Source organism: Aquabacterium sp. (genome assembly GCF_050725395.1).
Lineage (GTDB): Bacteria > Pseudomonadota > Gammaproteobacteria > Burkholderiales > Burkholderiaceae_C > Aquabacterium.
Genome location: NZ_JBOHHL010000035.1, coordinates 41,016 through 49,471, shown reverse-complemented (window position 1 = coordinate 49,471; position 8,456 = coordinate 41,016). Strand labels below are relative to the sequence as shown.

The 8,456-nt window shown below is 65.1% G+C and carries 8 protein-coding genes; 4 read left to right on the top strand and 4 right to left on the bottom strand.

The window, feature by feature from the left end:
* From ACREB4_RS17715 to ACREB4_RS17700, 4 genes are all read right to left on the bottom strand, one after another.
* The coding region (locus tag ACREB4_RS17715) for a CusA/CzcA family heavy metal efflux RND transporter (protein WP_431589565.1) at positions 1-1,490 on the bottom strand (1,490 nt) is incomplete at its 3' end.
* Positions 1,480-2,970 (bottom strand): efflux RND transporter periplasmic adaptor subunit, encoded by a 1,491-nt coding sequence (locus ACREB4_RS17710; RefSeq protein WP_431589564.1) that lies wholly within the window; start codon positions 2,968-2,970, stop codon positions 1,480-1,482. The genes ACREB4_RS17715 and ACREB4_RS17710, both read right to left, overlap by 11 nt.
* Before the next feature lie 11 nt (positions 2,971-2,981).
* On the bottom strand, positions 2,982-4,214 hold the full coding sequence (locus ACREB4_RS17705) for a TolC family protein (protein ID WP_431589563.1): 1,233 nt from the start codon (positions 4,212-4,214) through the stop codon (positions 2,982-2,984).
* Between the two features lie 138 nt (positions 4,215-4,352).
* Positions 4,353-4,694 (bottom strand): DUF2946 family protein, encoded by a 342-nt coding sequence (locus tag ACREB4_RS17700; protein ID WP_431589562.1) that lies wholly within the window; start codon positions 4,692-4,694, stop codon positions 4,353-4,355.
* Between ACREB4_RS17700 and ACREB4_RS17695 the strand changes: the two genes are divergently transcribed.
* The 4 genes from ACREB4_RS17695 to ACREB4_RS17680 are packed head-to-tail and all read left to right on the top strand — an operon-like array spanning position 4,693 to position 8,450.
* Positions 4,693-5,520: a pilin gene (locus ACREB4_RS17695; protein WP_431589561.1), complete on the top strand. Its 828-nt coding sequence runs from the start codon at positions 4,693-4,695 to the stop codon at positions 5,518-5,520. The genes ACREB4_RS17700 and ACREB4_RS17695 overlap by 2 nt on opposite strands.
* Entirely contained in the window at positions 5,517-6,554 is a 1,038-nt protein-coding gene (locus ACREB4_RS17690; RefSeq protein WP_431589560.1) for an amino acid ABC transporter substrate-binding protein, read from the top strand. The genes ACREB4_RS17695 and ACREB4_RS17690 overlap by 4 nt, the downstream gene beginning before the upstream one ends.
* A gap of 4 nt (positions 6,555-6,558) precedes the next feature.
* Positions 6,559-7,413 (top strand): ABC transporter permease subunit, encoded by an 855-nt coding sequence (locus tag ACREB4_RS17685; protein WP_431589559.1) that lies wholly within the window; start codon positions 6,559-6,561, stop codon positions 7,411-7,413.
* Complete coding sequence (locus ACREB4_RS17680) at positions 7,410-8,450, top strand: amino acid ABC transporter permease (protein ID WP_431589558.1); 1,041 nt, start codon at positions 7,410-7,412, stop codon at positions 8,448-8,450. The genes ACREB4_RS17685 and ACREB4_RS17680 overlap by 4 nt, the downstream gene beginning before the upstream one ends.
* The last annotated feature ends 6 nt before the right edge of the window (positions 8,451-8,456 follow it).

The window sequence follows — 8,456 nt, the reverse complement described above, 5'->3', positions numbered from 1 at the left end:
CCCAGCAAGGCCGCGACCACGGTGAAAGCCATGGGGTGGAACATCTTCCCTTCCACCCCGGTCAAGGCAAAGATGGGCAGGTAGACCACCATGATGATGAGCTGCCCGAACAGCAACGGTCGGCGCGCTTCCTGGGCCGCGGCGAACACCTCGTGGAAGCGCTCGGCCTGGGTCAAAAGCCGGCCGCGTTGGGCTTGCGCATGGGCCAGGCGACGCACGCAGTTTTCCACGATCACCACGGCGCCATCGATGATGATGCCGAAGTCCAGCGCCCCCAGGCTCATCAGGTTGGCGCTGACCTGCTGGGCCACCATGCCGGTGAAGGTGAAAAGCATGGCCAGTGGAATCACCATGGCCGTGATCAAGGCTGCGCGGACATTGCCCAGGAAGGCGAACAGGATCACGATGACCAGCACCGCGCCTTCCAGCAGGTTTTGCTTGACGGTGGCAATGGCCTTGTCGACCAGCACCGTGCGGTCGTAGACCGTTTTCGCGATCACCCCGGCCGGCAAGCTGGTGTTGACCTGCCTGAGTCGCTCATCCACGGCCCGAGACACTGCACGGCTGTTCTCGCCCACGAGCATGAAGGCGGTGCCCAGCACCACTTCCTGGCCATTCTCGGTGGCCGCGCCGGTTCGCAGATCCTGGCCCAGCAAGACCTCGGCCACGTCCCGGATGCGCAAGGTCGCCCCTTGCGTGTGCCTGACCACGATGCGGCCGATGTCGTCCAGGCCTTGCACCTGCCCTGGTGCCCGGATCAGGTATTGCTCGCCGTGACGCTCGATGTATGCGGCACCCACATTGGCGTTGTTGCGCTTCAGCGCCAAGACGAGGTCTTCCAGGCTCAGGCCATGGGCCACCAGCTTGGCGGGGTCTGGGGCCACCTGGAATTCCTTGGCATGACCGCCGATGGTGTTGATCTCGGTCACGCCGGGCACGTTGCGGAGTTGCGGCTTGATGATCCAGTCCTGGACCTCACGCAAATCCATGGGCGTGTAAGGCTGACCATTGGCTTTGAGCGCGCCGGGCTGGGCCTCCACGGTCCACATGTGAATCTCGCCCAGGCCCGTGGCGATGGGCCCCAGCGAGGGCGCCAGGCCCGTGGGGAGCTTGCCGCGCGCCTCTTGAATCCGCTCGCTGACCAGTTGCCGGGCGAAGTACAAGTCGGTGCCATCCTTGAACACCACGGTCACTTGCGACAGGCCATAGCGTGACAGCGAGCGAACCTCCTGCAGCCCCGGCAACCCGGCCACACTGCCCTCGAGGGGCAAGGACACGCGCTGCTCGGCCTCAAGCGGTGAATAGCCCGACGCCTCGGTGTTGATCTGCACCTGCACATTGGTGATGTCCGGCACGGCGTCGATGGGCAGTTGCTGGTAACTGAACACACCCAGGGCGGCCATGGCCAGCGTGGCCAGCAGCACCAGCCAGCGCTGGTCGATGACCCCTTGCAATGTGCGTTCGAACAGGGATGGGCGTTCAATGGTCATGGCTGGCCCCCGCCTTGCCGAGCTCGGCCTTGATCACGAAGCTGTTGCCAGCCGCGTAATGTTCGCCAGCATTCAGCCCGCTCAGCACTTCGACGAATCGGTCGTCGCGGCGGCCCAGTTCCAGCGGTCGGGCTTCCAGGTGCTGGCTGTAGCGGCCGAACACGACCTGCCAGTCTCGCAAGGTCTGAATCGCATCAAGCCGCACGGCCACCGGCACCTCGGCCTGGCCCGCGGTCACGTCCACCTGCACGGGCAAGCCGGGCCGCCACAGCCCATCCGGGTTCTTCAACACGATCCTGGCCGTGGCCGTGCGGGTCTGCTCGCCCAGCAGAGCGCTCACATGGGTGATGACACCGGCAGCCTGGGCGTCGAAAGCCGAAGCCTTCACCCGCACCGTTTGCCCTGTGCGCACCGCCGCGAGGTCCTGGGCGGCCACGGGCACATCGACCCACACCGTGGACAGGTCCGACACCGTGAACACCGTGTCGGCCTCGCCCAGCGATTGGCCCACCGAAATGCGCTTGTCGGTCACGACACCGTCGATCGGGGATCGAAGTTCAAAGCCTGTCAAGTTGCCGCCCCCGGCCAAGGCGATGCCCAGGTGGGCCAGCTTCTGGCGAAGGCGTTGCTCGGCGATCTCGGCCTCTTGCCAAGCCACGCGCGCCTGCAGGTAGTCCTGTTCGGCCGAGATCTTTTCTTCCCACAATTTTTTCTCGCGCTCGTGCGTGGACCGGGCCAGCGCCAAGCGCCTTTGCGCGGCCAAGCCTTCGGCGCGCAGGTCGGCCAGGGATGGGCTGGACATCACAGCCAGCACCTGCCCCTTGCGCACCAGGTCACCCGCGTTGACCGACACGCTCTCGACCAGACCCGCCAGGCGTGGGACCACCTGCACGGTCCGGTCGCCGTTGTAGTGGACCTGCCCGAGCAAGGCCAGCTGGCTGTCGATGCGCGCTGGCCCGGCCACCGCCAGGCCGATGCCCGCCTCTTTCAATTGCGCATCACTCATGGTGACCCGGGCTTCTATTTGTTCGTACGCGAAGCGGTGGGTTTTGCCGTCGTGCAAGGCTTCGATGGTCACCTTGAAGGAGTGCGGTTCGGACACGGCGGCGTCGCCCAGCAAGTGGTCGCCTTGTGGCTTGAAACGGATCAGTTGGGCAGGCCGGCCCAGGCGCTCCAAGGTGACTTGCACGGTGCTGGCCGTGGGCGGCAGTGGCTTGCCATCCAAGAAGGCATACAGCCTGAATTCGGGAGGGACGCCATCCTCGAAGATCGTGATCTCCAGGCCATAGCTGCCAGCCTTGAACAGCCGACCGCCATGCGGACCTTTGGGCGGGGCGTGTTCCGACGCGGCTTCATGCTCGCCGTGCCCGTGTTCGTCGCGCTCCGCCGCGGGCTTGCCTTTTTGCAGAATGGCCCAGGCCAGGGCCACGCCCAGGATGACCACGGCCAGGATCGCCAGCCAGGAGGGGTGTTTTTTCATGGAAGTCTTCATCATGGTGTGGTGACGACATCGCCCAACAATTCGAGCAGGCGCGCGTCGGCGCGGAACGCTTGTGCGGTGGCAGCCAGGGCCTGTGTTTCGGCATCGAACAAGGTGCGCTGGGCATCGAGCATGTCCATGAACCCGAACTTGCCCATGTCGTAGCCCTTGGTGGCGGCCTCCAAGGCCTGGCGAGCCCCAGGCAGCACTTCCTCGCGCAAAGCTTGGACCAGCGCCAGCGCGGTGCTCAACTGCTCGAAGGCTTCGGTGGCCTGTGCGGTCAACTTGGCTTGCAAGGCGTCTTGCTCGGCGCGGGCTTTGTCTTCCAGGCGGCTGGCTTCCAGCAAGGCACCCTGCCGCCGGTCGAACAGGGGCAAGGCCAGGCTGACACCCAGCAATGGTTGCGTGTGCCCGACTTGCTGGTCGCGCTTGACGCCGAGGCTCACGGTCACATCCGGGGTGCCTTTGGCCCGCTCGACCTCGGTCAGGGCTTCACGGCGCTGGATTTCCTGCCGGGCCCTGGACAAAGCGGGCGATGCCGCGATGCGGGCATCGATCCCCGCCCAGGCCAGCAAAGAGGGGAGTTGTTCAAGGTGGCCATCGATCTTGTCGAACGAGAGGGTGGGATCCCCCAAGGCCATGACCAGTTGTTGCCTGGCCACCCGCCATTCGCCATGAACGCCAGCCAGGGCCGAACGCGACTGTGCTTCGGCGACCTTGGCCTTGACCTCTTCCACCGGCGACACCTTGCCCGATGCCACCCGCTTGGAGACCACCTCCCTGGCCCGCGAGGCCAGGCGGCCCAATTCATCCGCCAACCGGCGTTTTTCCTGCGCCACGGCCAGCCCCCTGAACGCCACCAGCAGCTGGGCCTTGACCTGAGCTTGGCGGGCCAACAGGTCCGACTCCGCCTGTTGCTGAGCCGAGTGAGCCACCCTGGCCCGCGCGGCGCGTTTGCCGCCCAACTCGATGGGTTGGCTCACCTGCCAGGTGGTGGTGCGGGTCTCGCGCCGGGTGTCTTCCAGCAAGGCCGACAACTCGGGGTTGGGCCAGGCGCCCGCCTGACGGGTCGCGCCTTCTGCCGCCTCGCGTTCGAGCGCCGAGGCTCGCAAATCAGGGTGGCTCCGCAAGGCCAGGTCCCAGGCTGACTCGAAGGTCAGGACGGCGTTTGCCTCCTGGGCCCCGACCCATGACCATGAACCCGCCAACCACAAGGCCGCGCAGCATGAACGCGCTGTCGCCATGACATCAATCCGTCGCATCGAACTCTCCAGCAAACCGCAGGGATGAATTCGGCGAACAGGCCTGCTGAAAACCTTTGACGGTTTTCAGCGAGCAAATTGCTCAAACAAAAATGGGCAGTGGCGGCCTGTCTCGCCGGGTCAGAGCGAGCTTGGCCACTGAGGGCGTTCGATGCGCGAGGCCAAGCCACGCGCATAAATGGCCAGTGGCGAGGCCACGAGGTCCGCGGGCGGCAAGGCGCCCATCATGGGTAGGCTGGACGGCAGCAGGCTCAGCGACGCACAGCAATGGTGGTCGTGGTCCTGCCATGGCGAACCCTTGGCAGGATCCTTTGCGCCATCGTCGTCATGGTGATCGTGGACATGGTGGCCCACGTGGTGCGCAGCCGCGCCATGTTCATGCTGGCAATAAGGCTCAGCCGCCGCCCAGATGGCCTGGAGCGGCAAAAGCATCAGCAGGAAAAGGGCGATCCAACGGCGCATGGTGCGCAGTATATCTGCGGCCACCAGACCACGGATTTCGGGCCGTGGCTTCGAGTTCCTGCGGCAGGCGCGAGAGATCCAGCCTCACGTGGTGCGCATGGTTTTGAGTGCCGCGTCCTTCCGGTATCTGGTCAAGCCCTGGACGGAAGAAGACATCGTCGAGCAGATCGGGCATGCGCTGGAGCGCGCCGAGCATGACCGGACCGAACGCGAACTGGCCGACGCATCATGGAAGATGCGCCGAAAGGTCAGCCAGGTAAAGCGTGAGTGCCCCGAGGCTTGGCACAATGGCCGGACCAGCAACGCACGGAACAGCATCCCCACCATGACCCAGGCACAGCGCGGCTTCACCCTGATCGAAGTGTTGGTCGTCATCGCGATCATCGCCATCCTGGCCCTGATCGCCATGCCCAGCTACCAGGGCAAGGTCATCCGTGAGCAAATTGCCGAAGGTGTCGCGCTGGCGGCCGTGGCCAAGCCTCCGGTGGCCAGCGCCTGGGCCACCACTAAGGCGCTCCCCGCCGACAACGCCGCCGCCGGCCTGCCCAGTGCCGACAAGATCGTCAACAACATGGTCAGCGCCATTGCCGTCGCCGATGGCGCCATCCACATCACCTTTGGCAACCGTGTCAACACCACCATCAAGGGCAAGGTGCTGACCCTGCGCCCGGCGGTGATCGAAGACGCACAGATCGTGCCCGTCACCTGGGTGTGCGGGCACGCCGAAGCCCCCGACAAAATGACCCTCAAGGGCTTGGACAAGACCGACATTCCCGAGGCCTTCCTGCCGGTCAACTGCAAGGCGAAGGCGAAGGCGAAGAAATGAGTCTGCTGCGCCACACAAGCCTGCGCCAGCGCGTCATCCTGGCCGCCCTGGGGCTGACCTTGGCCCTGCCCGCCTGGGCGGGCAAGACCCTGGACGCCATCCGAGAACGCGGCAAGGTGCAATGCGGCGTCAGCACCGGCGTGGCCGGGTTCTCAGCGCCTGACAGCCAAGGGCGCTGGACCGGCCTGGACGTGGATGTTTGCCGGGCTTTGGCCGCCGCCGTGCTGGGCGATGGCGACAAGGTCAACTTCGTGCCGCTCAATTCGCAGCAGCGCTTCACCTCGCTGCAATCGGGGCAGGTGGATCTTCTGTCGCGCAACACATCCTGGACCTTGACCCGCGATGCTTCACTGGGGTTCCACTTCGCGGCGGTCACCTACTACGACGGGCAGGGTTTCCTGGTGCCCAAGAAACTCAAGGTCAGCAGCGCCCGGCAGCTGCGCAACGCTCAGGTGTGCATCCAGTCGGGCACCACCACCGAGAAGAACCTCTCGGACTTCTCACGGTCGCAAGGCGTGCCTTTCAAGCCCGTGGTCTACGATTCCTTCGAGGCCGCCTTCAAGGCCTTTTTCTCGGGCCGTTGCCAGGCGTACACCACCGACGCCTCGGGCCTGGCCATCCTGCTGAACAAGGAAGCGTCTCACCCGGAGGACTACATGATCCTGCCCGAGTTGATCTCGAAGGAGCCTCTGGGGCCCCTGGTCAGGCGCGGCGACGACGAATGGTTCGCCATCGTCAAGTGGACCGTGTTCGCCTTGCTTGAGGCGGAGGAGCTGGGCTTGACCCAAGGCAACATCGACAGTTTCCGCACCAGCAACTCGCCGTCGATCCAGCGCTTCGTGGGCACGGGCGAGGACATGGGCAAGCTGCTGGGCCTGGACAAGGCCTGGTCCTACCGCATCGTCAAAACCGTGGGCAACTATGGCGAGGTCTACGAGCGCAACGTCGGCGCCAAGTCGCTGCTGAAGCTGCCGCGCGGACCGAACAGGCTTTGGAGCCAGGGCGGCCTGATGTACGTGCCCCCCATCCGCTGACGGCATGTTCGACTTCCTGAACCAGCCGGCGGGCTTCGGCATTGGCGAGACGGGTTTACTGGCCTATGACGCCAGCCAGCCCCTGTGGCGCGCCCTGGCCGTGGGCTTGGGCAACACCTTGCGCGTGTCTTTGCCGGCCCTGGTGTTCGCGACCCTCCTGGGCACCTTGGTGGCTTTGGCCCGGCGTTCATCGCACCGGGGCTTGAAGACTGCGGGCACCCTTTACATCGACACGGTCCGCAATGTGCCTTTGCTGGTGCAACTGTTGATGTGGTACTTCCTGCTGCTGGACTGGCTGCCGGATTCGACCCTGGCCTTGTCCTGGTTGCCGGGCCTGATGCTGAGCAAAGGCGGTTTCAGCTTTCCGTGGTGGGTGTCGGACCATGGCGCCTGGTCCTGGAGCCTGCCGGCGCAAGATGGCTTCAGCATCAGCGGCGGCGCCACGGTCACCCCCGAATACTTGGCCGTGTTCCTGGCGCTGGTCACCTACGCCGCGGCTTTCATCGCCGAGGTCGTCCGCGCCGGGCTGGAGTCGGTGCCCAGCTCACTGAGCGAGGCCGCGCAAACCCTGGGCGCCCGCCCGTACCAGGTCTTGTGGCGCGTGGTGCTGCCGCAGGCCTTGCGCACCATGGTCCCGGCCATGACCAACCAGTATCTGAACCTGATCAAGAACTCATCCCTGGCGGTGGCAGTGGGCTACCCGGACCTGGTCTCCGTCGGCAACACCGCCGTGAACCAGACCGGCCGCGCGGTTGAATGCATCCTGGTCATGATGGCCGTGTACCTCAGCTTGTCACTGCTGACCGCGGCTTTGATGAACTGGTTCAACGCACGCCAAGCACTCAGGGGCAGCGCATGAAACAGCCGTCGCGCCCAGTCCTGTCGGTGGCCATGTCGGCCGTGTTCTGGCTGGTTTTGGCCTATGTAGCCTGGCGGCTGCTGGACTGGTCGGTGCTGAAGGCGGTGTTCCGTCCAGATGAAGCAGCTTGCCATGCGCTGGAGCGTTCAGGCGCCTGCTGGGGTGTCATCGCCGAAAAGATCCGGCCGCTTTTGTTCGGGCGCTACGTGCACGATGAGCAGTGGCGGCCCTTGTTGGCGATGTTGCTGATGTTGCTCGGCGCGGCGGCTTTGCTGTGGCGCCCCTGGGCTTTGTCCTTGCCATGGCTGGCGGGCGGCAGCGCCCTTCTGACCGTGGCCGTGGGCGTGCTGATGCATGGCGGCTGGGCCGGCTTGGTGGTCGTGCCATCCGATCAGTGGGGCGGTCTGCCCTTGACCCTGATCATCGCCGGCTTGACCATGGCACTGTCCCTGCCATTGGGCATCGCCTTGGCGCTCGGGCGCCAGTCCCGCTGGGCATGGCTGCGGATTTTGTGCACGGTCTTCATTGAGGTCACGCGTGGCGTGCCTCTCGTGATGGTCTTGTTCATGGCGGCCTTCATGCTGCCCGCCCTCATCCCCGACCGTTTCCAGGTGAGTTTGCTTTGGCGTGTGATGGGCGCGCTGACGCTGTTCTCGGCGGCCTACTTGGCCGAGATCGTCCGGGGTGGACTTCAAACCGTGGGATCGGACCAGTTCGACGCCGCCAAGGTGATGGGACTGTCGAATTGGCAAACACAAAGGCTGGTGATACTGCCCCAGGCCTTGCGCGCGGTGCTGCCCGCCTTGGTCAGCCACGCCATCGGCCTGCTCAAGGACACCTCACTGGTGATGGTGGTGAGCCTGCATGAGCTCACTGGTGCCTTGTCGCTCAGCCTGGGAGGTGATCCGCAGTGGCGGCCCTACTACCTCGAAGGCTATTTGTTCGTGGCGGCCATTTACGCCGCCATGTGCTTGAGCCTGTCCCGGGCCGGGCGCCGCGTCGAGCAGCACTGGGTGGCCACGGGCGGCCAGCAGTAGAACTTG

Bases quoted from the DNA above. Each gene is read 5' to 3' on its own strand.
- ACREB4_RS17710 (WP_431589564.1), bottom strand. From the start codon at position 2,970: ATGAAAAAACACCCCTCCTGGCTGGCGATCCTGGCCGTGGTCATCCTG.
- ACREB4_RS17705 (WP_431589563.1), bottom strand. From the start codon at position 4,214: ATGGCGACAGCGCGTTCATGCTGCGCGGCCTTGTGGTTGGCGGGTTCA.
- ACREB4_RS17695 (WP_431589561.1), top strand. From the start codon at position 4,693: ATGGTGCGCAGTATATCTGCGGCCACCAGACCACGGATTTCGGGCCGT.
- ACREB4_RS17700 (WP_431589562.1), bottom strand. From the start codon at position 4,694: ATGCGCCGTTGGATCGCCCTTTTCCTGCTGATGCTTTTGCCGCTCCAG.
- ACREB4_RS17690 (WP_431589560.1), top strand. From the start codon at position 5,517: ATGAGTCTGCTGCGCCACACAAGCCTGCGCCAGCGCGTCATCCTGGCC.
- ACREB4_RS17685 (WP_431589559.1), top strand. From the start codon at position 6,559: ATGTTCGACTTCCTGAACCAGCCGGCGGGCTTCGGCATTGGCGAGACG.
- ACREB4_RS17680 (WP_431589558.1), top strand. From the start codon at position 7,410: ATGAAACAGCCGTCGCGCCCAGTCCTGTCGGTGGCCATGTCGGCCGTG.